This is a genomic window from Escherichia sp. WS1450 (assembly GCF_046487395.1).
Taxonomy (GTDB): Bacteria; Pseudomonadota; Gammaproteobacteria; order Enterobacterales; family Enterobacteriaceae; genus Escherichia; species Escherichia coli.
This window is the reverse complement of sequence record NZ_JBJQJO010000135.1, coordinates 1-845: the sequence shown is the minus strand read 5'-3', so window position 1 is coordinate 845 and position 845 is coordinate 1. Positions and strand designations below refer to the sequence as shown.

The window sequence follows — 845 nt, the reverse complement described above, 5'->3', positions numbered from 1 at the left end:
TCTATGCCTCGGGCATCCAAGCAGCAAGCGCGTTACGCCGTGGGTCGATGTTTGATGTTATGGAGCAGCAACGATGTTACGCAGCAGGGCAGTCGCCCTAAAACAAAGTTATGCAGCCAAATCCCAACAATTAAGGGTCTTAAAATGGTAAAAGATTGGATTCCCATCTCTCATGATAATTACAAGCAGGTGCAAGGACCGTTCTATCATGGAACCAAAGCCAATTTGGCGATTGGTGACTTGCTAACCACAGGGTTCATCTCTCATTTCGAGGACGGTCGTATTCTTAAGCACATCTACTTTTCAGCCTTGATGGAGCCAGCAGTTTGGGGAGCTGAACTTGCTATGTCACTGTCTGGCCTCGAGGGTCGCGGCTACATATACATAGTTGAGCCAACAGGACCGTTCGAAGACGATCCGAATCTTACGAACAAAAAATTTCCCGGTAATCCAACACAGTCCTATAGAACCTGCGAACCCTTGAGAATTGTTGGCGTTGTTGAAGACTGGGAGGGGCATCCTGTTGAATTAATAAGGGGAATGTTGGATTCGTTAGAGGACTTAAAGCGCCGTGGTTTACACGTCATTGAAGACTAGTCCTTTGCATAACAAAGCCATCAAACCGGACGCCAGAGATTCCGCGCCTGTTGCGCATGGCTTCGCCATTTTATGCGCAATAGGCGCGCCACCCTGTCGCCGTTTATGGCGGCGTTGGGCGCACAATAAGGCTCCTCGCAGAGTTGCTTGAAAGTTGTTACGATTCAAATTCAATCATGAGATAGTCAGCAGATGAGCACTTCCAAGAACGCAGACAAGTAAGCCGCAGCAACCTTCATTTTTCGGTT

At 48.2% G+C, this 845-nt stretch carries 1 protein-coding gene; it reads left to right on the top strand.

From position 1 onward, the window contains the following. Positions 1–144 precede the first annotated feature (144 nt). Positions 145–597, top strand: a complete 453-nt coding sequence (locus ACJHYR_RS27935) for an NAD(+)--rifampin ADP-ribosyltransferase Arr-2 (protein WP_000237816.1) — start codon at positions 145–147, stop codon at positions 595–597. Positions 598–845 lie beyond the last annotated feature (248 nt).